The following is a 22828-nucleotide window of genomic DNA, read 5'->3' on the forward strand; positions in this document are numbered from 1 at the left end:
CTTCGCGCCTCGGGATGGGGGTGTGGACGGGAAGGAACGGAAACGTCCCATCCCTCCGGCCTCCGAGGGCCCGATCCGACAGCCTCTGAGGCTGCGTGATCGCGGCGGCGATGCGCCGCCCTGGCGCGCAGGGGGGTTGCAGGGTCGGGTCAGGCCGTGATGATGCGCGGCCAAACCCGCTCCACACGCGAAAACCCCATGCGCCCGTCCCGCCGCGTCCTCCTGCCCATCGCCGCCTTCGTGGCGGGTCTCGTCGCCCTCTCGGCGGCCGCCGTGATCACGCTGGTGCCGCAGGCGCGCCAGGGCGTGGCGGCGAGCGGCATCGGCGGGCCCTTCACCCTGGTGAATCAGGACGGACAGACCGTGACCGAGCGCGATTTCGCCGGCACGCCCTACCTCGCCTTCTTCGGCTTCACCCATTGCCCGGATATCTGCCCCACGACGCTGCAGCAGATCAGCGATGTCCTGGCCGCGATGGGCCCGAAGGCGGACCGCCTGAAGGTCGCCTTCGTCACGGTCGATCCCGAGCGCGACCGCCCGGACACCCTGAAGACCTACCTGTCGAGCTTCGATCCGCGCATCGTCGGCCTCACCGGGAGCCCCGAGCAGGTGGCGGCGGCGGTCAAGACGTTTCGCGCCTATGCCAAGAAGGTGCCGGGCCAGGGCAACGATTACACCATGGAGCACACCGCGCTGGTCTACCTGATGGACGCCCAGAACGGCTTCGTCGGCGCGGTCAACATCAACCGGCCGGCGCAGGAGACGGCCGCGGAGCTGAGCAAGCGGCTGTAGCGTCGGCCGCCCGCCTGCGGCCGAGCGCCCCGGTCCGCGAGCTGCGCGACAGGCCGTGCTCGGTCTTGTTCCAGCGGTGGGGATGCCGGGCGAGTTCGATCACGGCGAGCCACGCCGCGAGGCTAACCAGCACGAAGTAGAGCGGCAGCAGCGGCACCAGGAGCATCAGGTCGCGCCAGCCCCGGCGATGGCAGCCCACGAAGCCGGGGATCAGGATCGCCATCAGCCCTCCGAGAAACACCGTCCAGGCGCCGGCATGGGTCGCGTGGGCCAGGAGGCCGGCATCGGGGCCGGGGGCGCCAAGCACGAGTTCGACAAGCCCCGGCCCCATCATGAACGGGTAGAACAGGGCCGAGACGACCGTGCCGGGCAGGAGCGCCAGGGCGCACAGGCTCTCGACCGGCCCGAGGCGGCGCCACGCTGCCACGGGATCGCGCCCATGGGTGAAGCTCGTCTGCAGGAAGCCCTTCATCCAGCGGGTGCGCTGGCGCAGCCACGCCTTGAGATGCTTCGGCGCCTCCTCGTAGGTCGCGCTCGGCAGATCGCCGACATGGTAGCCCGCGAGCGCCAGACGCAGGCCGAGATCGGCATCCTCGGTGACATTCCACGAGTCCCACCCGTGCAGCGCCCGCAGCACGCGGGTGCGGAAATGCGTGGAGGTTCCGCCCAGGGGCGTCGGCACGCGCCACGCGGCGAGCGCCGGCCCCAGCACCTCGAACAGGGCCGCGTACTCGATGGCGAACAGGCGCGGCAGCAGCCCGTCGCCCTGGTTGTCGATGACGAGATGCCCCTGGAGGCAGGCGGTCGAGGCCGGAGCTTGGGCGAACAGGGTGGCGGCGCGGCGGAGCTGATCCGGCTCGATCACGTCCTCCGCGTCGTAGACCACGAGATGCGCGCCGCGGGCGAGGGGCAGGGCGGCGTTGAGCGCCCGCGGCTTGGTGCGGGGCTGGCCGTCGGGGACCACCACGACCTCGAACCGGGCCGGCAGCGGCACGGCGCGGAAGGCCGCGAGGGTCTCGGCATCCTCGGCTTCCAGCAGGAACTTGATGTCGAGCTTGGCCGCCGGATAATCGATCCGGCCGAGCGCCCGAACCAGCCGCGGCACCACCGCGGCCTCGCGGAAGAGTGCCACCAGCACCGTGTAGGTCGGCAGCGCCGCGTCGGGGAGGAGCGCATCGGGGGCGGATTCCGGCGCCTCGGTCGTCGCGATCCCGACCGCCGCGAGGCGGACGGTGAGGAGCGCCAGCATGGCCGCCTGGATCAGGGCCAGCAGGACGAGGCTCGTCAGGGTCGGCAATCGCGTCAACAGGACCACGAGGGCGAGGACGAGGCCGGCGAGCGTCAGGTCGACGGTCTGCGGTCCGGGCCGGCACGACCATTCCGGGCGATGCCGGGCAAGCCCGTCGGCGGCCTCCTCCGCGATCGCCCGGCCGCACTGGGCGAAGATCGCCTCCCGAAGGCGCGTCGGCGAGGTGATGGCGGGTGGGCCCTCCAGGCGCTCCGCCGCCTCGATCAGCCGGGCGACGGCGTATCCGCGCGGCGCGGCGACGAGCTTTCTGATGTTCCCGCGGGCGAGGGGCGCCGCGCCGGCCGCGACCGCTTGGCGGTGGCGCAGGCCGTCGCCGAGCGGAATGGCGTGATCCAGGAACTCGGTGTCGAGCCGGTAGGCCAGGGCACGATAGAACGCGTCCTCGGCGATCCAACCCTCATTGAGGAGCACGGTTGCGGCGTCGGTGCCGAGATGCCGCGCGAGGATGGCGGCCCGGTTCAGGGTGGCGGGCGGAACGCGGCCCGCCAGGAAGGCGATCTCCGCAGGCAGCGGCATCGATCTCGCGAGGTGGGACAGGGCGGCGGCTCCCTGCGGGCCCGCGCCGTGCTAGGGAGAGGCATGGGCCGAGACCTCTCCACGCATGCCGATCGCTCCACCGGCTCGACCCGCGCGTCAAGGCACCCGCGTGGGTTGAAACGCGCTTTGTTAATCTGTGTTAACTTTCTTGTGATGGACGTGGCCCAGGCGCAACAGCCGCCCCCGGCTCCCGCCGCCCCGGCGCCCTCCGTCACCATCCCGAACTTCTGGAATCCCCGCGCCCGCGGCGAGCGGGTGGATGCCCCGCAGACCGGTCGGGCGGTGCGCTTCATGACTGACGACGAATTCCCGCCGCTGCATTTCGCCGGCCCGGACGGGACGCCCACGGGCTTCTCCGTCGAACTCGCCCGGGCCGTCTGCGAGCGCCTCACGATCGCCTGCACGGTCCAGGCCCGCCGCTTCGACACGCTGCTCGACGCCCTCGCCGACAAGCAGGGCGACGTGGTCGCCGCCGCTGTGCCGCTGACGCCGTCCCTGCGGGCCCGCTTCCTCGCGACGCGGCCCTATTTCCGCTGGCCGGCCCGCTTCGCCGTGCGCCAGGGCGCCGACCTGCCCATTCCCTCCGCGACCGCACTGGCCGAGCGGAACGTCGGCGCGGTCGAGGGCAGCGCGCACGAGGCCTATCTCAAGGCTTATTTCCCCAACGCCGTGCGCAAGACGTTTCCCGACCTCGCGACCGCGCAAGGCGCGCTGAAACGCGGCGAGGTCGCCTACCTGTTCGCCGACGGGCTCAACCTCGCGCTGTGGTTCAACGGCCAGGATTCGGAGAGCTGCTGCGCCTTCATCGGCGGCGACTACCTGGAGAACCGCTATTTCGGCGAGGGCATCGGCCTCGTGACGCGGACCGAGGACGCGGCCCTGTCGCGGGCGCTCGACGACGCGCTCCAGAGGGTGTGGGACGACGGAAAATACGCCGAGCTGTACCTGCGCTTCTTTCCGGTGAGTCCGTTCTGAGCGCAACTGCGTCACCCGACGACCTCATCCTGAGGTACTCACGTCAGCGGGCCTCGAAGGAGGGTGCCAGGGACCGCGCGATCCGCTGGAGCCTTCTTTCGAGGCTGCTGCGCAGCAGCTCAGGATGAGGGGGTGGGTGGGGTGAGAGGACGCTTCAGCGCCCCCCGGCCGCACGCCGCGGCGCGGGCGCCATGCGCCCACCGTTCGCATTCTCTTCGAACAGCTCCGCCAGCTTCTCGGTCATCGCCCCGCCGAGTTCCTCGGCATCGATGATCGTCACCGCACGGCGATAGTAGCGCGTCACGTCGTGGCCGATGCCGATGGCCAGCAATTCCACGGGCGAGCGGGTCTCGATCTCCTCGATCATGTAGCGCAGGTGGCGCTCGAGGTAGTTGCCGGGGTTCACCGAGAGCGTCGAATCGTCGACCGGCGCACCGTCGGAGATCACCATCAGGATGCGGCGCTGCTCGGGACGGGCGAGCAGGCGCTTGTGCGCCCAATCCAGGGCCTCGCCGTCGATGTTCTCCTTGAGCAACCCCTCGCGCATCATCAGCCCGAGGTTCTTGCGCGCCCGGCGCCAGGGCGCGTCGGCGCTCTTGTAGATGATGTGGCGCAGGTCGTTCAGGCGACCGGGATTGCCCGGCTTGCCGCCGGCGAGCCACGCCTCGCGGCTCTGGCCGCCCTTCCAGGCGCGGGTGGTGAAACCCAGGATCTCCACCTTCACGCCACAGCGCTCCAGGGTCCGGGCCAGGATGTCGGCGCAGGTCGCCGCGACCGTGATCGGGCGTCCGCGCATCGAGCCGGAATTGTCGAGGAGCAGCGTGACGACGGTATCGCGAAAGTCCGTGTCCTTCTCGCGCTTGAACGAGAGGGGCTGGAACGGGTCGATGACGACGCGCACGAGGCGGGCCGGATCGAGCTGGCCTTCCTCCAGATCGAATTCCCAAGCCCGGCTCTGCTGCGCCAGCAGGCGGCGCTGGAGCCGGTTGGCCAGGCGCCCGACCACGCCCTGGAGATGGGCGAGCTGCTTGTCGAGATAGCTGCGCAGGCGCGTCAGTTCCTCGGCATCGCACAGCTCCTCCGCCTCGATGACCTCGTCGAAGCGCGGGTTGTAGACCCGGTAATCCGGACCGGTGCGCTCGTTGCCGCGGCTGGTCGGCGGGCGCCAGGATTCGGAGGCCTCCTCCGATTCCGCGTCCTCCGCCTCCTCCGGCAATTCCCCCGAAGGCGCGTCGGCGGATTCGGTGGCGCCTTCCTCCAACTCGTCGGCGGACTCGTCGGTCACCTCGATCTCGGCACGGTCGCCCTGCGATTTCTCCTCGGCCTCGCCCTCGCTCGGGCTCTGCTCGTCGTCCTGGGACTGGTTCTCGTCCTCGTCGGTTTCGTCGTCCTGGTCGAGGGGCGTCTCGTCGGCCATGTCGAGGGAGGACAGGAGATCGCGCACCGAGCGGGCGAAGCCGCGCTGGTTCTCGATCGAGCCCAGCAGGCCGTCGAGATTCTTCCCCGCCCGCGCCTCGATGTGGTCGCGCCACAGCTCGACGATCCGGGCGGCGGCCGGCGGCGGCGCCTGACCGGTCAGGCGCTCGCGCACCATCAGGGCGACGGCGTCCTCCATCGGCGCGTCGGCCCGGTCGGTGATGTTTTCGTACTTTCCGCCGCGGTGATAGCGGTCTTCGAGCATCGCCGTGATGTTGGAGGCCACGCCCGCGAGGCGGCGGGAGCCGATCGCCTCGACGCGGGCCTGCTCGACGGCGTCGTAGACGGCGCGCGCGGCGGCATTCTCGGGAGCCAGGCGGCGGTGGACACCGATGTCGTGGCAACCGAGCCGCAGGGCCATCGAGTCGGAATGGCCGCGCAGGATCGCGGCATCCTCGGCGGTCAGCCGCCGGGTCGGCTCCGGCAGGCGCGCCTTGTCGCCGATCAGGGCCGGCCGATCGCTCGCATAGGTGACCTCGATCTCCGGCCGCTTGGCGATGGCGCGCAGGCAGCCGGCCACCGAGCGCTTCAGCGGCTCGGCACCGGGTTCCTTGCGCTCACCGGACTTGTTGCGGTTGGTCAGGGCCATGGCGTTACAGGTTCACCGGCATTCGAGCGGGGAGCGCCTCGGAACGTTCGCGGGCCAAGCCCGCGACCGTCCTCAGCTCAGCGCGACGTTCAGAGCGCTCTCGGGCAACTCCTTGCCGAAGGCGCGCTGGTAGAACTCGGCCACCAGGGGCCGCTCCAGCTCGTCGCACTTGTTGAGGAACGTCACGCGGAACGCGAACCCGATATCGCGGAAAATGTCGGCGTTCTCGGCCCAGGTGATGACCGTACGCGGGCTCATCACGGTGGAGAGGTCGCCATTCATGAAGGCGTTGCGGGTGAGGTCGGCCACGCGGACCATCCGGCTCACCGTGTCGCGCCCGCCCTCGCCCTGATAGTGCGTCGCCTTCGAGAGCACGATGTCGACCTCGCGGTCGTGCGGCAGATAGTTGAGCGTGGTGACGATCGACCAGCGGTCCATCTGGCCCTGGTTGATCTGCTGCGTGCCGTGATAGAGGCCGGAGGTGTCGCCCAGGCCCACGGTGTTGGCGGTGGCGAACAGGCGGAAGCCCGGATGCGGGCGGATCACCCGCTTCTGGTCGAGCAGCGTCAGACGGCCCGACAGTTCCAGCACGCGCTGGATCACGAACATCACGTCCGGGCGGCCGGCATCGTATTCGTCGAAGACCAGCGCCACGTTGTTCTGCAGCGCCCAGGGCAGGATGCCGTCCTGGAAGGCGGTGACCTGCTTGCCGTCCTTGAGGACGATGGCGTCCTTGCCGACGAGGTCGACGCGCGAGACGTGGCTGTCGAGGTTGATCCGGATGCAGGGCCAGTTCAGGCGCGCGGCGACCTGCTCGATATGGGTCGACTTGCCCGTGCCGTGATAGCCCGTGACCATGACGCGGCGGTTGCGCGCGAAGCCCGCCAGGATCGACAGCGTCGTCTCCCGATCGAAGATGTAGTCCGGGTCCAGGTCCGGCACGTGCTCCTCGGCCTCGGAATAGGCCGGAACCTTGAGGTCGAGGTCGATGCCGAACACCTCGCGGACGGAGACCTGACGGTCGGGCAGGGAAGCGGGCGTTTCGTCGGACAGCATACGGGACCTCATCGGAGCGACCGGCGGGGGCGTCGGGCCCGGCGCGATCGCACTTTGACTCGTGTTGGGATCGTCAACGCATCGGCCGGGGGGCCGTCTTCCTTAATCGCCGGCCCTCGGCATCGCCAAGGGGGAACAGCGGGGTAACAGATACAGGCGCTCCGCGGCGATATAGGAGCCCGGCGCCGAATGTCCGCCCCATGCGGGCCGAAGAGCCCAGCGCTGCGTGCATCCTTCGTGCCGCCCCGCCGGCACGGCGTCAGCACATCCCGGCGGCGCGCAGCACGTCGTGGGCGCGGATGATGTCGCGCAGGCGCTCCTCGAAGGACCGGTCGCCGCCATTGGCATCCGGGTGGAAGCGCTTCACCAGGGTCTTGTACTGGGCCTTGATCGCCGCGGTGTCGGCGGTGTCGTCGAGCCCCATCACGTCGAGGGCCTTGGTCACGGCGGCCGAATGGCGCGGGCGCTGCGGCTCCGGCTGCGCCGCTCGGCGCGCGCCGCCGCCGAGGCCGTTGGCCCGCAGGATGCCCAGCGGGTCGGCATAGGCCCAATCGCGCTCGGCCTCCGGCTTGGCCGCCTTGTCGGCGCCGGCTCCGGCCGCGGCGTTGACGCCCATCGACCACGTCGGGCGATGGCCGACCATGGCGTCCTTCTGGTAGGCCTCGACGGCGGCGTCGTTCATGCCGTCGAAGTAGTTGTAGGCGGCGTTGTAGGCGCGCACGTGGTCGATGCAGAAGCGGTAATACTGGCCCTCGTGCCGCCGCCCCTTGGGCGCGCGGTAGAGCCCGGCGCCGGTGCAGCCCGGCGCCTCGCAGGTGGCCTCTGCGGCCGTGGTCGCGCTGGCCTTCGCGCCGGCGCGACCGCCCTTCGAACTCGCTTTGGAGCCGTCCTTGGGGTCGTCGCAGGTCGGCTTGATGCGGATGCGGTCGAACAGGGGCGAGTTGAGATCCATGACGACCCGATTATGAGGGGCGGACAAGGCGGCGGACAAGGCCGTCGGGCCTGATGACGCATGCGTGGATGCGGGCTTGACGCCCGAGCGGCGCGAAAGCGCGCTGCGGGCGATCCGGGGATGAGAGGAACCGACCAGATGACCGAGACCCTGAGGGACTGGATCGCCGGCCGCGTGAGCGACGAACTCGCCCCCACGGCGTTGGAGGTGATCGACGAATCCCACCTCCATGCGGGCCATTCCGGGTCACGGCCGGAGGGGGAGACGCATTTCCGACTGGATGTCGTTTCGCCGGCCTTCGAAGGCAAGAGCCGGATCGAGCGTCACCGCATGGTCAATGCGCTGCTGGATCAGGCCTTCCAGCGGGGGCTGCACGCTCTCGCGGTGCGGGCCCGCACACCCGCCGAGGCGGGCTGACGCGAATCGAAGGGGAGGGCGCCGTGGCGCTCGTCTGCACGCCGCAGATCGAAATCGACGAATCCGAGATCGAGGAGAGCTTCGTGCGCGCCTCGGGTCCCGGCGGGCAGAACGTCAACAAGCTCTCGACGGCGGTGCAGCTGCGCTTCGACGTGCGCCGCTCCCGCAGCCTGCCCGACGCGGTGGCGGTGCGGCTGATGCGGCTCGCCGGACGGCGCCTGACGGGGGAGGGCGTGCTCGTGATCAACGCCCAGCGCTTCCGCACCCAGGAGCGCAACCGGGCGGATGCCCGCGAACGGCTCGCCGCCCTGGTGGCCGAGGCCGCGGTGCCGCCGACCCCGCGCCGCCCGACCCGGCCGACCCTGGCCTCGAAGACCCGCCGGCTCGAATCGAAGAGCCGCCGCGGCAGCATCAAGCGGCTGCGCGGCGGCCCGGGCGACAGCGAGTAGGAGCGCCTCAGCAGAATTATCTGATCCGCTCGATGGTGATGAGACTGGCCGCAAGGCTTGGGAAGGCCTCGCAAATGTCGGCTCGATGCCCGTAGCGGATCGGCCGGCGGCGAAAGCGATCGAACCGGGCCTGGATGCGCTCGACCATCTAGCTTTGGCGGCCGAGCCTTTCACGGCTCTCGAGGCCCTTGCAGGCAAGGCGTGGCACGATCCCGCGCGCCCGGCACTCCGGCCGACAGGTCGCGGCGTACCAGGCCTTGTCGGCCTGCAGCCGGTCGGGGCGTCGAGGCGGTCGGCCCCATCGACCCGTGCCCAGCAGCAGGATGGCATCGCAGGTCGGGGCCGCTTGCGGGCGGTCGTGTCGGTTGCCGCGGTCAGCCTCAGGCCGATGGCTCGTTGAGCTCACCGTGAGGGGCGTGCCGCGAGCGTCGGTGACGCGGTGGCGCTTCGTTTCGGTCTTGCCTCTTTCCGGCAGGTTCGGGCCGATGGCAGCCCCCTTCTTGGCTGAGACACGAGCCCTGTCCAGGCTCGCCCGCCGCCAGTCGATTTCGCCGGGCCGCGTCGAGGCGGTGCAGCAGCACCGTCGGCTGGCAACTTCGCCCAGGGCCAAGCCTGAGCGCAGCATGGTTTTCGATCGCAGGCCGTCCGCCGTTTGGGTAGGGACGGGGCGGCGGCAGGAGAGGGGCAACTCGATCCAGAGCAGTGGACAGCGGAGGTCGCGCCGCACTCGACCAACGCTTCACCAACCGCATCACGCCGTTCTGTGAGGCGCTCTGAGTTCGCCGGTCACATGTTTGACCAGTGGGCCTATCCGAATGGGGTCGAGATCGATTTCCCAACCAGCCAAAACGACCGACTATGCCCCATTAAGTTGATCAATAGACGTTTACTGGCGGAATCCGTGAACGCATCATGATTTAGGTTACTGTCCGATGATTGCAAGCGTATTGTGGGCGGAGTGGCCACTACAACGAGGCTCGACCCCTCATGATCACGTGCGAGTTGCCGCTTCGAGATGGCGTCATCCAATTTATTACGACCTTTTAACTTGCATATATCGCATACTAAAAATCGTATATACTATATTTCTCTGATGGCATTACAGATATGCGATCAAATTTCTCAGTCAAGGCAAAATGACTCGCGCTTGCAACTGCGGCTAGAGCATCGTAATCACGCCTGGTACCGCGACTTTGTCGAGCACCGCACGCGCAACGGGCGAAAGCACCGGACGCTGAAGGTGATCGACGAGTTCACCCACGAGCGCAGGGCCATCCGGGTCGCGCGCAAACCAAGGGCAATTGATGTGATCTGTATTCGCTTGGATCTTTCCAGTCTGTGCGGCGTATCAAGTCGGGTCTACTGAGATAATAATTCCAAAGTTCACCGCAAATTGCGATGGATACAGGGTAACAATATCTTGTCCACATACAGTCTATATTTATCTATAAAATCTATAGACGGATGGTTTTGGCAAGAGACTTAACGCAAAGCTGCATGGCGAAGCCCTCTCTGGCAATGCATTCTACCCAATCTAAGAAAACAATACGGAAGGACTACAATACTAACTGGTGGCACCCATCCCTCAGATACCGCCCGCCCTCGCTTCAGGTCGTCATCAGGCAATCTGAAACCAAACGCTTCTGCACCAGTCACTCACCCGGCCATCGCCAAGCGTCCAACGATGCACCAACTTTGAACCAGGCTCACTGAATGGAGGCAGGCCAGCATACACCGATACATACCATCTGATGTCAAGTAAATAGATCCAAAACAAAATTATACCCCAATAATAAAAGAGGTTGTAAACGATGTCGTTTGTGTCACGATTCAAGTCGTCGATTAAGATTGAATCGCAAACAGCCAGCGAAAGCCTTTTGCTAAAGCTTCTTCAAGTTAATGGATATTTTTCACGTCGAGACGAGCGGCCAAAAAATTTTAATGCCATGCTTATGTATTTAGAAAAGCGAAGAATCGAAAAACTTTATCTCTTTGATGCTGATTTCTATAAAAGTAAATATGTCGATATACAGGGTAGCTTCATCCAGGCCTTGCGTCATTTCCTGATTCACGGTCAGTTCGAAGGCCGCAACCCTTCGCCCCTGTTTGATACACAATATTATATCTCTCAGCTGGCGGCCACGACGAAAAACGAGAGCCCTGACGTCAAGGATGCGCCCGCATTTTTACATTTTCTGAATTTTGGATGGGAGCAGGGCCTTCACCCGAGCCGGCACTTCAATACGACTTGGTATTTGAACAACAATCCCGATGTACTCGCTTCGGGCATCAATCCGCTGTTCCATTACTTGGCTCACGGCCTTGCAGAGGGCCGCCCCCCCCATCCGAATGTCGACCTACGCTGGTATGCAAACCGCTATCTGGATCGGTCTGAAAACTCCAGTGCTACCCTCATCGATTTGGTAAATAATTATCCATCAAGAGCTACCAATGAAGCCGATTATAATAACAGATTCGGCTATCGAGTTCTCTCCGGCGGCATTAAAAATTCGGATCCTTCAACTAAAGCGCACTATCAAGAAAATATTTACGCGCAGACCGCACCATTATTTAAGGATGATGAAGTAATTTTCCCAGATATACAATGCGCGAAGTTTCTCACTGTCGATATTTGGGATACAATTTTGAGAAGAAACTGTCATCCTGACGAAATTAAACTTCAGACCGCCAGAAGCTTGTTAATCAATCACAAATTGCTCCTACAGCCATACTATAATCATCCAACAATACTGTTGCGGGCCCGTTTTGAGGCCGAGCGAGAGGTTGCAACGGCCGACTATGAGTACGATCTGAAATCATCGTTCGTCCGTTGGCTTCAAATCACGACACTGCGCACAGTCGACGAAGGCGTCCTCTCGGACATCCTTCAAACCTTGCTCGATTGGGAGTTGGTCGCAGAGCAGCGATCGACCCGGCTGGACGCGCCGGCTCATCGCGCACTCAAAAACTACCAAAAATGCAAGTATTTTGCCTCAGATTTTTATGCTCCCAGCAAATTCATACAGCAAATTCTGTCTTATCACGGAGCAGGTGATCTTTTCGTCGGCGGTTTTTCTTCCTGCGAAACATTCGAGACGAAACGTAGCGGTAAACTGTACGATGTAATATCCAAACATCTGGATATAAAGCCTTCTAAGGACTGGATACATGTTGGCGATCACAAGCATGCCGATGTCGAGAGAGCTGATGCTTTCGGTGTTACGGCTAAACACTATCAAAACGATAGCGAACTGAGTCGTACGCGCTTCTTTCACGAGGCGTACGATGATTACATGAACCGGGCTGGGAAGTGTCACGAACTGCGGCTACAGGCTCTCACGGAGCACGTCGCGCGACGCTTGGAGAATCAAGGCAATCGACTGGCAGCAATCGGCGCTCGGCTCTCACCGATCGTAATCGGATTCGTTCTTTCGGTTCTGGAAGATGCGATTTCCGAGAGCATCCCTGACGTGTATTTCTTTACGCGAGAGGGCAAATTTTTCCTCGATGTCGCTCGCAAAATTGTGGCATTGGATCCGTATCATACCAAATATCCCGACCTTCGTCTTTTAGAGGTGAGCAGACGGGCAACGTTTGCAGCCTCCATCGAGGCCGGAGAGACTGATGAATTTATGCGAATGTGGAACTTGTACAGTTCGCAATCGCCGCGATCTTTTGCTGCCTCGCTCAATCTGGATATGCGAGAACTTGAGGCCGGCTGCCGACGCGTGAGCATATCGCCCGACGCAACGATCCAATATCCATGGCAGGACGAATCGTTCCGACAGCTCCTCCAGGATCAGACGTTCAAGGAACATCTGAAGGCTTCCTGTGCGGAGCAGCGTCAGCAGATCCGCGCTTATTTAGACAAAATTGGTCTGAAGGAAGCCCCGAAGAAGCCATACAGCGTGGTCGATATTGGATGGCGCGGAACAATCCAGGATAATTTAGCCCACATCATTCACCGACCGTCGCGCGGGCACTACCTTGGTTTGTTCAGATTTATCAATAAGCAGGCCGAAACATGCCTGAAATTTGGATGGATTTACAACGAAAACACCGAGCATGTCGGTTCATTCGTGTCAGAAGTCGCACCGTTAGAGATGCTCTTCAATTGTGTTGGTGGATCAATTATTAGATATCAGGAGAGTGACGGCAGCATACACCCCGTTCGACAAATCGTCGCTGGGGAGGACAAGGTTGTCTCCACATACATCGAGCCAATACAGCGTGGAATGCTGGAAGCGACGGCTGATATCGTCAATTATATCCGACTCCACGGGTTAGTGTCACGTGATCTCAGGGGACTCGCTCAATCGCTCGTCGTCGAGTTGGCAAAAAGACCACCCGTTGAGTTCGCAGACGCCTTCCTTGCGCTTGAGCATAATGAGACATTCGGGACGGGACAGCTTGAGATCATTCACAACGAGACGGAGCTGAAGCATCTCCTTCATCATCACGTCGGCGCCGACTTCCATCACCAGATGTCGTCGATTGCCTCCAAAAATCGCTGGCCGGAAGCGCTTTACGGGTGCTCGCTAGTCTCTCGATGGTGGGACCAAGAGACGACCAACCAGCGTCTCGCTGCCCCGGTCGCGATTTCGGCGTTCCAAGTGCGGCGCGGGTTGAAAGCGGATCTCGGCCGAGTTTGCGTGTACACACCGTCTCCCCTCACTGGTTCGGGGGGGCATCGGACAATCATGAGTGCGGCGAAAGCCGTGCAAGCGCTGGGCTTCGAACTGCATTGCTTCATGGATGGCGAGGGCGATGGCATCGAACTAGTTGAGGAATGGCTCGGCGATACACCGGCCATTCTGCACTCACAATGGCACAAGCATATTCCATGTGACTATGCTCTCGCCACAATCGCACATTCAGCGAGATTCGTCGCAGACTTACCTTACGCGACACACAAAGGTTACTTGGTTCAAGACTTCGAGGCATCTTTCAATCCGATGAGCAACGGGTACATCGTTGCTGAAAACAGTTATGCATACGGCTTGACGCACCACACTGTTGGCCGATGGTTATCGCACGTCATTGGGAATCTGACGGGCAGCACTGCGATCTCGTCAGGCCTGGGTGTGGATACGGGTGTGTACTTCCAGGACGAAACAGTAAAGCGGGAGCGCGCGATTTGTTTCCTCTATCAACCGGAGAAGCCGCGTCGCTTAACCGAGATGGCGCTTGCCGCACTGTCGCTTGTTAAGCAAAATGATCCAAGCATCACGATCTACGCGTTCGGAAGCAATCAAACGATCAATTCCGACATCGATATTATCAATCTTGGTCTCATACGCGATCTTAAGAAAATTAATGCATTGTACAATCAGTGCTCTGCCGGGCTCTGCTTGAGTCTGACAAATCCCTCTCGGATTCCGTTCGAAATGATGGCGGCCGGCTGCATTCCGGTCGATCTATTCCGATACAATAACCTGTTCGACTACGTAAATGATACAGCTGTGCTTGCTTACCAAAGCGCCGAATCTGTAGCGGCCGCTCTTATGGATTTACTCGCGGCGAACGATGTCCAAAGAGTGAACCGGAGCCGATACGCGCAGTCTCAGGTCCGCCGTAGGACGCTGTCTTGGGAGAGCGATGTTGTTGCCAATACCATTCTGGCCAGGATCGAAAACAGGCACATTTCTCGCGAGATCGTCCAGCCTAGCTACACGGCCGATCCGTTCCTAGCTGCCTGTGACAATCGGGATCCGGTCCGCGCGTTCTGCGAGCATCAAGTCGATCTGGCGAACACGAAGGGACGGAGGGTGTAATGCACTTTTCGTATCTGACCCTGAGTAGGGGGGCGCATGTAGGAGCGCCTTAGCAGAACCATCTGATCCGCTCGATGGTGATGAGGCTGGCCGCAAGGCTTGGGAAGGCCTCGCAAATGTCGGCTCGATGCCCGTAGCGGATCGGCCGGCGGCGAAAGCGATCGAACCGGGCTTGGATGCGCTTCACCACCTAGCTTTGGGGGCCGAGCCTTTCACGGCTCTCGAGGCCCTTGCAGGCAAGGCGGGGCACGATCCCACGCGCCCGGCACTCCGGCCGACAGGTCGCGGCGTCCTAGGCCTTGTCGGCCTGCAGCTTGTCGGGGCGGTCGGCCCCGCCGACCCGCGCCCAGCGGCAAAATGGCATCGCAGGTCAGGGCCATCTGCGGACGGTCGTGTCGTTTTGCCGCGGTCAGCGTCAGGCCGATGGCTCGTCGACCTCACCAGGAGGGGCGTGCCGCGAACGTCGATGACGCGGCGGCGCTTCGTTTCCGCCTTGCCCCTTTCCGTCGGGTTCCGGCCGGTGGCAGCCCCCTTCTTGGCTGGGACACCAGCACTGTCCAGGCTCGCCCGCCGCCAGTCGATTTCGCCGGGCCGCGTCGAGGCGGTGCAGCAGCACCGTCGGCTGGCAACATCGCCCAAGGCCAAGCCTGAGCGCAGCATGGTTTTCGATCGCAGGCCGTCCGCCGTTTGGGTAGGGACGGGGCGGCGGCAGGAGAGGGGCAACTCGATCCAGAACAGTGGACAGCGGAGGTCGCGCCGCACTCGACCAACGCTTCACCAACCGCATCACGCCGTTCTGTGAGGCGCTCTGAGTTCGAGGCCGATCAGCTCGCCGGGACCGTCGCGGTGGGCTTCGCCTCCGGGTGGGCGTCGGGCTGCGGCGCCGCCCAGCCCGAGACGTAGGGGGTGTCCTTCAGCACGATCGACAGGACGAGCGAGACGACGGCCAGGAGCGCGGCGAAGCCCGCCGGGAACAGGAAGGCCTTCTCGTCGAACCAGTGATGCAGGAAGCCGCCGAGCACCGCACCGGTGCTGAGCGCCCCCCAGAGCGGCGCCTGGATCCAGAAGGACGGCGCCGGCTTGTGCAGCAGGATGTTGGCCACGCCTGCGCCGAAGCGCACCACGGTACCGGTGACGTAGGTGAGGGCGAGGCTGCGGCCCGCCTCGTCCTGCAGGGTCGCGTTCTGGATGCCGAGCGCCAGCACGATCGGGTAGGCGTGGAGCGGGAAGGCGTCCGTGCCGAACGGGACGTAGAGTCCGATCGCGAACAGGATGGCCTGAATGATCAGCAGCACCGAGAGCCGCCAGCGGCCCGACCACGCGGCGATCAGCGTGCCGAGGAAGGCACCGAAGCAGAAGATCGCGATGACGCTGGCGAAGCGGGTGGTGCCCCCCCAATCGTAGCTTGAGACGGCGACGCCGAAGCGGGTGGTGTTGCCGCTCATGAACGACATGAACAGCTGGGAGAATTCGAGGAAGCCGATCGAATCCGCAGTTCCGGCCAATCCCGCCAGCATCAAAGCGAAGGGCACCCGTGTGACCGGGCTCGCCGGAAAGGCCTTGTTCGTCTCGTCCGCCATCGGGTCCTCAGATATTGCTTCGCAACACAACGGTATGACGTGGGAGGGGTTGCACGTATTGCGCCGCTTCCGATCAAGTGTTTGTGCAGAGCTTGCGAAGGATGAAAATCCGGCCTGGAACGTCGTTCCTGTTCTGCCGACGGATCGCGGCCGGGAGATCGGCGGCCACCGTGAGGCCGGACGCCTCCGCCGCTGCCCGCACGACCGCATCCGGATGGGCGTAACGCCCATCGGCCCCGAGCACCGGTCCGTCTCCCGTTTCCCGGGACGATGGCGGCGATTGCACGGTCAGCACCGCGTGGCCGCCCGATGCGAGGACGCGGGCGATGCCGGACAAGGCCGGCGCGAGGTCGCCGAGATAGATGAACACGTCCGCCGCCGTGACGAGGTCGGCGGAGCCGGGCGCCTCGGCGACGAGGAAGGCGACGAGATCGGCCTCGACGAGCCGCGCGTAGAGCCCGGTGCGGCGCGCCTGGGCCAGCATCGCCGGCGAGAGGTCGCAGCCGGACAGATGCCCGACCCGCCCTGCGAGGGCGCGGCCCATCAGCCCGGTGCCGCAGCCGAGATCGAGCGCGCGAGCGAAATGCTGCGGCGCAGCAAAACCGGCATCGAGGGCGTCGACCATCATCTGCGGGCCGCGATAGCCGAGTTCCTCGACGAGATGGCGCTCGAAGCGCGGCGCGTAGCCCTCGAACAGGGCCCGGACATAGGCCGGACCGATCGCGGTGGCGGCTTCCCCGGCGCCGAGATCGGCGAGGTGCAGGCGGCTGCCGAGCCCGTCCTCGGGGTCGAGGGCCAGCGCCCGTCCGAACGCTTCCAGAGCGGCCGCCCGGTCGGCCGCGTCGCCGCCATCGGCGAAGGACGCCGCCCGCGCACGGCCGACGAGGTCCCAGGCGGGGGCGAAATCCGGGGCGATCTCCAGCACCTGTGCGGCCAGATCGGCGGCCGCCGCAGGGTCGCCCTCGGCCAAGCATGCCTCGGCATAGGCGTAGCGGCGGTCGGCGAGGAGGTTTCCGGAGGAGCGCTGATGCGACATCGGTGCGGGAAGGATCGAGGAAGCGCGGATGGGCGCCCTATATCCCGTCGGATGCCGCAGCGCGCCTCCGATCTCCTCACCCTCACGCGGGAAGGGCTCTACTGCCCGCTCGGGCGCTTCCACGTCGATCCGACCCGGCCGGTGGAACGGGCGCTCATCACCCATGGGCATGCCGACCACGCCCGCGCCGGTCACGGCTCCGTGCTGGCGACGGACCAGACGCTGCGCATCATGGCGACCCGTTACGGCGAGGATTTCTGTCGCCGGCGCGAGGAGGCGCCGCTGGGCAAGCGCATGCGCATCGGCGACGTCACCGTGTTCTTCGCCCCTGCCGGCCACGTGCTCGGCTCGGCGCAGATCGCCATCGAGGGGGAAGGCGGGCGGATCGTCGTCTCCGGCGATTACAAGCGTGCGCCCGATCCGACCTGCTTGCCCTTCGAGGTGGTGCCCTGCGACGTGTTCATCACCGAGGCGACCTTCGGCCTGCCGGTGTTCCGCCATCCCGACACGCGGGACGAGGTCCGCAAGCTTCTGGACTCCGTCAAACTCTTCCCCGAGCGCGCCCACATCGTCGGTGCCTACGCGCTGGGCAAGGCGCAGCGGGTGATGGCGCTGCTGCGGGAGGAGGGCTGGGACCGGCCGATCCACCTGCACGGCGCCATGGAACGGCTGACGGCCCTCTACAAGGACGAAGGCATCCCGCTCGGGGAGACGCCGAAGGTGGTGGCCGCCGAGCGCAAGGATCTGCACGGCGCCATCGTGCTGTGCCCGCCCTCCTCGATCCAGGATCTCTGGTCGCGCAAATTCCCCGATCCGGTCACCGCCTTCGCCTCGGGCTGGATGCGGGTGCGGGCCCGTGCCCGCCAGAAGGGCGTCGAGCTGCCGCTCGTCATCTCCGACCATTCGGACTGGCCGGATCTCTGCCGCACCATCCGCGACACCGGCGCCGGGGAGGTCTGGGTCACCCACGGGCAGGAGGACGCGCTGGTGCATTGGTGCGGCACGCAAGGCATCCGCGCCAAGCCGCTGCATCTCCTCGGGTATGGCGACGACGGCGAGGCCGAGCCCGATCCGGGGGCGAACCCCGCCCTGGAGGAGGCCTCGTCGTGAACGATTTCGCCGCTCTCCTCGACCGCCTCGCCTACGAGCCGCGCCGCAACGCCAAGCTCCGGCTGCTGCAGGATTTCTTCGCCGCCACCCCCGATCCCGAGCGCGGCTGGGCGCTCGCCGCCATGACCGGGGGCCTGACGTTCCGCGAGGCCAAGCCCGCCCTGATCCGGGGGCTGGTGGAGGAGCGGGTCGATCCGGTGCTGTTCGGGTTGTCCCACAATTACGTGGGCGATCTCGCCGAGACGACGGCGCTGATCTGGCCGGGCCCGGACGCCCGGCCGGGCAGCCCCGGCATCGGCCACAACAACCCGCCCCCCCATATCCCCACCCTGGCCGAGGTGGTCGAAACCCTCGCGACCACCCCGAAGCGCACACTCCCGCAGCATCTCGCCGGCTGGCTCGACGCGCTCGACGAGACCGGCCGCTGGGCGCTGCTTAAACTCGTCACCGGCAACCTGCGGGTCGGCGTCTCGGCGCGGCTCGCCAAGACCGCGGTCGGCGCACTCGGCGGCCACGAGGCGGATGCGGTCGAGCAGGTCTGGCACGGGTTGAAGGCGCCCTACGCCGAGCTGTTCGCCTGGGTCGAGGGCAGGGGCGAGCAACCCGAAAACCGGAACCCCGCCCCGTTCCGCCCGCCGATGCTGTCGCATCCGATCGAGGAGGAGGCGGATCTCGACAAGCTCGACCCGGAGGCGTTCTCGGCGGAGTGGAAGTGGGACGGGATCCGCGTGCAGCTCGCGGGCGGGCGCGACGCCCAAGGGCAGCAGGTCGGAAAAGTCTACTCGCGCACCGGCGAGGACATCACCGACGCCTTTCCCGACCTCGCCGAGGCGATCACCTTCACTGGTGCCATCGACGGCGAGTTGCTGATCCTGCGGGAGCGCCGCGTGCAGAGCTTCAACGTGCTGCAGCAGCGCCTCAACCGGAAGGCGGTGACGGGCAAGCTCCTCGCCGAGTTCCCGGCCCATGTCCGCGCCTACGACCTGCTGGCGGCGGAGGGCGAGGACCTGCGCGCACTGCCCTTCGCCGAGCGGCGCGCCCGGCTCGAGGCCCTGGTGACGCATCTCGACCATGCCCGCATCGACCTCTCGCCGGTCGTGCCGTTCGGAACCTGGGCGGATCTCGCGGCGGCACGGGCCGACCCGGCCTCAGTCGGGGCCGGCGAGGATGCCGACGCCATCGAGGGCGTGATGCTGAAGCGGCGCGACAGCGCCTATCTGCCCGGCCGCCCCAAGGGCCCGTGGTGGAAGTGGAAGCGCGAGCCGCACATCGTCGATGCCGTGATGATGTACGCCCAGCGCGGCCACGGGAAGCGCTCGTCGTTCTACTCGGACTACACCTTCGGCTGCTGGCGCGCGGGCGAGGTGGGCGACGAGCTGGTGCCGGTCGGCAAGGCCTATCACGGCTTCACCGACGCCGAACTCGCGAAGCTCGACCGCTACGTCCGCAACAACACGGTGAAGCGCTTCGGCCCGGTGCGGGAGGTGACCCACGGACGCGAGGCCGGACTCGTCCTGGAGATCGCCTTCGAGGGCGTGCAGCGCTCGACCCGGCACAAATCCGGCGTCGCCATGCGCTTCCCCCGCGTCAGCCGCATCCGGTGGGACAAGCCGCCCGCGGAGGCCGACCGGATCGAGGTGCTGGAGCGCATCCTGGCCCGCGGCGAGCGCGAGATCGCCCCGGGGGCGAGCATGGAGACATCGGAATGAGGCAAGCGGACAAGGTCGGGCCGCTCGCGGGCTTTTCCGCGGGCGAGGTCACGCGGCAGGCGAGCGCGACGGTGACCGTCGCGACGCCGGGCCAGGGATTCACGGACATCACCGACGCGGTCGCCGCCTTCGTGCGCGAGAGCGGATTGCGTCACGGCATGGTCAGCGTGTTCTGCCGCCACACCTCGGCGTCGCTGACGATCCAGGAAAATGCCGATCCGGACGTGCGCACGGACCTGATGACGGCGCTCGACGGATTCGCGCCCCGACACGGGCACTACGTTCACGGGATGGAGGGGCCGGACGACATGCCGGCCCATATCCGCACGATGCTGACCGATTCCGGCCTCACCGTCCCCCTACGCGACGGGCGCTTGGCGCTCGGCACGTGGCAGGGGATCTACTTGATCGAGCATCGCGACCGGGGTCACCGGCGCGAGATCGTGTTGTCGGCTCTGGGTCGCTGAGGTCGGCCCGATCAGCGGTCGCGCAGCAGCAGGTAGAGGGCGTGCAGCGAGCCGGGGATGTAGAACAGCAGGCACAGCAGGACGTTGAACAGGAACTGCAATCCGAAGCCGTTCGTCATCAGCACCGAGATCGGCGGCAGGAAGAACGCGATCAGGATCTTGATCAGGGTCGACAAGGGCAGCTCCAAGCGCGATGTGCGGCTCGGGCCAAGAACGAAAGCGGAGCGGCTCGGTTCCACCTTCTCCGCTCAACCCTCTCCCGCGCAGGGGAGAGGGTCAGCGGCGAGCCCTACGCCGCCCGCTTCAGCGCGTCGTAGAAGCGCCCGCCATGGCCGGCCATCGCCAGCAGGTTGTCCGGCGGGGTGAAGCGGGCACCGTGCTTGGCCTCCAAGGCACGGGCGAGGTCCACGAAGGCGGACGCCCCCATGAAGTCGATGTAGGAGAGCGCGCCGCCGGTGAACGGCGCGAAGCCGAAGCCGAGGATCGAGCCGACATCCGCCTCGCGGGGATCGGTGATGACGCCTTCCTGGACCGTGCGGGCGGCCTCCAGCGCCTGCACCACCAGAAAGCGATGCTTCAGCTCCTCGACGTCGATGGAATCCGGGTCGAGCCGGGTCGGCTGGATCTCGGACAGACCCGGCCAGAGCTTCTTCTGGCCGCCCTCCGGGTAGTCGTAGAAGCCGCGCTTGTTCTTGCGGCCGAGGCGCCCGCGATTCTCCACCATCTCGAGGAGCAGCCTCTTCTGGTCCGGATCGATCGCGCTTGAGCCGAGCTGCGCCTCGGTGGCTTTCAGGATCTTGAGGCCGAGATCGAGCGCCACCTCGTCGTTGAGGGAGAGGGGGCCGACCGGCATGCCGGCCATGCGGCCCGCATTCTCGATCATGGCGGGCGGCACGCCCTCCATCAGCATCTTGTGGCCTTCCTTGACGTAGGCCAGGACGCAGCGATTGGCGAAGAAGCCGCGGGCATCGTTGACGACGATGCCGGTCTTCTTGATCGCCCGCACGTAGTCGAGGGCGGTGGCGACCGCGCGGTCGCCGGTCTGCGTGCCGCGGATCACCTCGACCAGGAGCATCTTCTCGACCGGCGAGAAGAAGTGGATGCCGACGAATTGCTCGGGCCGCTTCGAGACCTTGGCGAGCCCCGAGATCGGCAGCGTCGAGGTGTTGGAGGCGAAGATCGCGTGCTCCGGCAACGCCGCCTCGACCTTGCCGATGACCTCGGCCTTCACCGCCGGATCCTCGAACACCGCCTCGACCACGAGGTCGCACGTGCCGAGCGCCGCGTAATCCGACGTGGCGGTGATGCGGGCGAGCAGCGCGTCGCGGTCGGCGGTCTTGGCCTTGCCGCGGTTGATCTGGCCGGTGATGAGCGTGTGGCAATGCGCCTTGCCGGCATCCGCCGCCGCCTGGTCGCGATCGATCAGCACGACCTCCATGCCGGCCTGCGCGGTGACGTAGGCGATGCCCGCCCCCATGAAGCCCGCGCCGACGACGCCGACCTTGCCGATCCGGGCCGGCTCCACGTCCTTCGGCCGGCGCGCGCCCTTGTTGATCTCGCCCATGGAGATGAACAGCGTGCGGATCATCGCCTGCGCCTCCTTGGTGCGCAGGATGTAGGCGAAGTAGCGGCTCTCGACCTTCAGCCCGAGATCCATCGGTAGCTGCAGGCCCTCGTAGACCGAGGCCAGGATCGCCTTGGCGGCCGGGTAATTGTCGTGGGTCTCCCGGCGGTAGATCGCGTTGGCCGGCGGCCAGATCATCATGCCGGCGGGCGAGTAGACCTTGCCGGACGGCGCCTTGAACTTCGGCACGTCCCAGGGGGCGACCGCCGAACCGCCGGCCTTGATCCACGCCTTGGCCCGCTCGACGATCTCGGCGGCCGGGGCGACCTCGTGGGCCAGCCCCATGTTCTTGGCCATCAGCGGGCGGATCTGCTCCCCCTTGAACAGCATCTGCAGGGCATCGCCCGTCTGCATCAGGCGGGCGACCCGCTGGGTGCCGCCGCCGCCGGGAAACAGCCCGACCTTGATCTCGGGGAGACCCACGCGGGTCTTCTCGTCGTCAGCGAGCACCCGGTGATGGCAGGCGAGCGCCAGCTCGAACGCGCCGCCGAGGCACAGGCCCTGCACGGCGGCGGCGAACGGCTTGCCGCAGGTCTCGAGCTTGCGGAACACGAGGCTCAGGCGCCGCGACGCCTCGAAGAAGTGGCGCATGGCCACTTCCTCGCCCTCCGCCGCCTTGAGGCGCTCGTACTCGGCGCCTAGCCCCTGCAGCATGGTCAGGTCGGCGCCGCCGGAGAAGTTCGGCTTGCCCGAAGTGACGACGCAGCCCTTGATGGTCGCGTCCGCCACCACCGCATCGACGATGCCCTCCAGCTCGTCCATCACCGCCATGGTGATGACGTTCATCGAGCGGCCCGGCATGTCCCAGGTCGCGAGGGCGATGCCGTCGGCATCGGTCTCGAAGCGAAAGTTTTTCGTGGACTCGCTCATCGCTCTTCCTCGCACCTCCCGTCGAGCCGGCGGCCGGGGCCGCCCGCGCCTCGGGCGCCGGTTCCCCGACGCCCCTGTCAATCGTCGCCTGGGACCGTCCTCGCCT

At 65.7% G+C, this 22828-nt stretch carries 16 protein-coding genes and 2 pseudogenes; 8 read left to right on the forward strand and 10 right to left on the reverse strand.

The genetic code is table 11. The features are described from left to right. The first annotated feature begins 198 nt into the window (after positions 1-198). Positions 199-792, forward strand: a complete 594-nt coding sequence (locus OWC43_RS10080) for an SCO family protein (RefSeq protein WP_393956569.1) — start codon at positions 199-201, stop codon at positions 790-792. Here OWC43_RS10080 and OWC43_RS10085 read toward each other — a convergent pair. After that, on the reverse strand, positions 743-2617 hold the full coding sequence (locus OWC43_RS10085; protein ID WP_393956571.1) for a glycosyltransferase: 1875 nt from the start codon (positions 2615-2617) through the stop codon (positions 743-745). The two genes, OWC43_RS10080 and OWC43_RS10085, sit on opposite strands and share 50 nt — an antisense overlap. A 174-nt stretch (positions 2618-2791) precedes the next feature. Between OWC43_RS10085 and OWC43_RS10090 the strand changes: the two genes are divergently transcribed. Next, positions 2792-3613 carry a transporter substrate-binding domain-containing protein gene (locus OWC43_RS10090; protein WP_393956573.1) on the forward strand — a complete coding sequence of 274 codons (822 nt, stop codon included), beginning with the start codon at positions 2792-2794 and terminating at the stop codon, positions 3611-3613. Positions 3614-3767: 154 nt separating this feature from the next. Here the strand turns inward: OWC43_RS10090 and cobT are convergent, their stop codons facing one another. From cobT to OWC43_RS10105, 3 genes are all read right to left on the reverse strand, one after another. After that, positions 3768-5678, reverse strand: a complete 1911-nt coding sequence (gene cobT / locus OWC43_RS10095) for a cobaltochelatase subunit CobT (RefSeq protein ID WP_137829368.1) — start codon at positions 5676-5678, stop codon at positions 3768-3770. Between the two features lie 72 nt (positions 5679-5750). Beyond that, positions 5751-6734 carry a cobaltochelatase subunit CobS gene (gene cobS, locus OWC43_RS10100; RefSeq protein WP_137829369.1) on the reverse strand — a complete coding sequence of 328 codons (984 nt, stop codon included), beginning with the start codon at positions 6732-6734 and terminating at the stop codon, positions 5751-5753. Positions 6735-6993: 259 nt separating this feature from the next. Beyond that, entirely contained in the window at positions 6994-7686 is a 693-nt protein-coding gene (locus tag OWC43_RS10105) for a J domain-containing protein (RefSeq protein WP_137829370.1), read from the reverse strand. 138 nt (positions 7687-7824) lie between these two features. On the opposite strand from OWC43_RS10105, the gene OWC43_RS10110 reads away from it, so the two are divergent. Then, positions 7825-8103, forward strand: coding sequence for a BolA family transcriptional regulator (locus OWC43_RS10110; RefSeq protein ID WP_137829371.1), 279 nt, complete (start codon positions 7825-7827; stop codon positions 8101-8103). A 23-nt stretch (positions 8104-8126) separates the two neighbouring features. Further along, on the forward strand, positions 8127-8552 hold the full coding sequence (gene arfB / locus OWC43_RS10115) for an alternative ribosome rescue aminoacyl-tRNA hydrolase ArfB (protein WP_393956574.1): 426 nt from the start codon (positions 8127-8129) through the stop codon (positions 8550-8552). Positions 8553-8568: 16 nt separating this feature from the next. On the opposite strand, the pseudogene OWC43_RS10120 reads toward arfB, so the two are convergent. Continuing rightward, positions 8569-9304: pseudogene (locus tag OWC43_RS10120) on the reverse strand (IS5/IS1182 family transposase). 1059 nt (positions 9305-10363) lie between these two features. Here OWC43_RS10120 and OWC43_RS10125 point away from each other — a divergent pair. Further along, on the forward strand, positions 10364-14326 hold the full coding sequence (locus OWC43_RS10125; protein ID WP_393956576.1) for a hypothetical protein: 3963 nt from the start codon (positions 10364-10366) through the stop codon (positions 14324-14326). 49 nt (positions 14327-14375) lie between these two features. On the opposite strand, the pseudogene OWC43_RS10130 reads toward OWC43_RS10125, so the two are convergent. The 3 genes and pseudogenes from OWC43_RS10130 to OWC43_RS10140 form a co-directional block, all read right to left on the reverse strand. Beyond that, positions 14376-15113, reverse strand: a pseudogene (locus OWC43_RS10130) (IS5/IS1182 family transposase). A 37-nt stretch (positions 15114-15150) separates the two neighbouring features. After that, positions 15151-15906, reverse strand: a complete 756-nt coding sequence (locus tag OWC43_RS10135) for a YoaK family protein (RefSeq protein WP_393956577.1) — start codon at positions 15904-15906, stop codon at positions 15151-15153. Between the two features lie 73 nt (positions 15907-15979). Beyond that, the gene (locus OWC43_RS10140) at positions 15980-16942 is read right to left on the reverse strand and encodes a class I SAM-dependent DNA methyltransferase (RefSeq protein ID WP_393956579.1); all 963 of its coding nucleotides are present in this window, start codon (positions 16940-16942) and stop codon (positions 15980-15982) included. A gap of 51 nt (positions 16943-16993) precedes the next feature. Here OWC43_RS10140 and OWC43_RS10145 point away from each other — a divergent pair, with 51 nt between their 5' ends. The 3 genes from OWC43_RS10145 to OWC43_RS10155 are packed head-to-tail and all read left to right on the forward strand — an operon-like array spanning position 16994 to position 20228. Continuing rightward, positions 16994-18052, forward strand: a complete 1059-nt coding sequence (locus OWC43_RS10145) for a ligase-associated DNA damage response exonuclease (protein ID WP_393956580.1) — start codon at positions 16994-16996, stop codon at positions 18050-18052. Then, positions 18049-19761, forward strand: coding sequence for a cisplatin damage response ATP-dependent DNA ligase (locus OWC43_RS10150; RefSeq protein WP_393956581.1), 1713 nt, complete (start codon positions 18049-18051; stop codon positions 19759-19761). Before OWC43_RS10145 ends, OWC43_RS10150 begins: the two co-directional genes overlap by 4 nt. Beyond that, the gene (locus tag OWC43_RS10155; protein WP_393956583.1) at positions 19758-20228 is read left to right on the forward strand and encodes a secondary thiamine-phosphate synthase enzyme YjbQ; all 471 of its coding nucleotides are present in this window, start codon (positions 19758-19760) and stop codon (positions 20226-20228) included. Before OWC43_RS10150 ends, OWC43_RS10155 begins: the two co-directional genes overlap by 4 nt. A gap of 11 nt (positions 20229-20239) precedes the next feature. Here OWC43_RS10155 and OWC43_RS10160 read toward each other — a convergent pair whose 3' ends face one another. Together OWC43_RS10160 and OWC43_RS10165 are read right to left on the reverse strand one after the other, a co-directional pair. Then, on the reverse strand, positions 20240-20404 hold the full coding sequence (locus OWC43_RS10160) for a YqaE/Pmp3 family membrane protein (protein WP_137829378.1): 165 nt from the start codon (positions 20402-20404) through the stop codon (positions 20240-20242). Positions 20405-20517: 113 nt separating this feature from the next. After that, positions 20518-22722 carry an FAD-dependent oxidoreductase gene (locus tag OWC43_RS10165; protein WP_137829379.1) on the reverse strand — a complete coding sequence of 735 codons (2205 nt, stop codon included), beginning with the start codon at positions 22720-22722 and terminating at the stop codon, positions 20518-20520. Between the last annotated feature and the right edge of the window lie 106 nt (positions 22723-22828).

This window comes from Methylorubrum sp. POS3 (assembly GCF_043352485.1).
GTDB classification, from domain to species: Bacteria; Pseudomonadota; Alphaproteobacteria; order Rhizobiales; family Beijerinckiaceae; genus Methylobacterium; species Methylobacterium suomiense.

Bases quoted from the DNA above. Each gene is read 5' to 3' on its own strand.
- OWC43_RS10080 (WP_393956569.1), top strand. From the start codon at position 199: ATGCGCCCGTCCCGCCGCGTCCTCCTGCCCATCGCCGCCTTCGTGGCG.
- OWC43_RS10085 (WP_393956571.1), bottom strand. From the start codon at position 2,617: ATGCCGCTGCCTGCGGAGATCGCCTTCCTGGCGGGCCGCGTTCCGCCC.
- OWC43_RS10090 (WP_393956573.1), top strand. From the start codon at position 2,792: ATGGACGTGGCCCAGGCGCAACAGCCGCCCCCGGCTCCCGCCGCCCCG.
- cobT (WP_137829368.1), bottom strand. From the start codon at position 5,678: ATGGCCCTGACCAACCGCAACAAGTCCGGTGAGCGCAAGGAACCCGGT.
- cobS (WP_137829369.1), bottom strand. From the start codon at position 6,734: ATGCTGTCCGACGAAACGCCCGCTTCCCTGCCCGACCGTCAGGTCTCC.
- OWC43_RS10105 (WP_137829370.1), bottom strand. From the start codon at position 7,686: ATGGATCTCAACTCGCCCCTGTTCGACCGCATCCGCATCAAGCCGACC.
- OWC43_RS10110 (WP_137829371.1), top strand. From the start codon at position 7,825: ATGACCGAGACCCTGAGGGACTGGATCGCCGGCCGCGTGAGCGACGAA.
- OWC43_RS10125 (WP_393956576.1), top strand. From the start codon at position 10,364: ATGTCGTTTGTGTCACGATTCAAGTCGTCGATTAAGATTGAATCGCAA.
- OWC43_RS10135 (WP_393956577.1), bottom strand. From the start codon at position 15,906: ATGGCGGACGAGACGAACAAGGCCTTTCCGGCGAGCCCGGTCACACGG.
- OWC43_RS10140 (WP_393956579.1), bottom strand. From the start codon at position 16,942: ATGTCGCATCAGCGCTCCTCCGGAAACCTCCTCGCCGACCGCCGCTAC.
- OWC43_RS10145 (WP_393956580.1), top strand. From the start codon at position 16,994: ATGCCGCAGCGCGCCTCCGATCTCCTCACCCTCACGCGGGAAGGGCTC.
- OWC43_RS10155 (WP_393956583.1), top strand. From the start codon at position 19,758: ATGAGGCAAGCGGACAAGGTCGGGCCGCTCGCGGGCTTTTCCGCGGGC.
- OWC43_RS10165 (WP_137829379.1), bottom strand. From the start codon at position 22,722: ATGAGCGAGTCCACGAAAAACTTTCGCTTCGAGACCGATGCCGACGGC.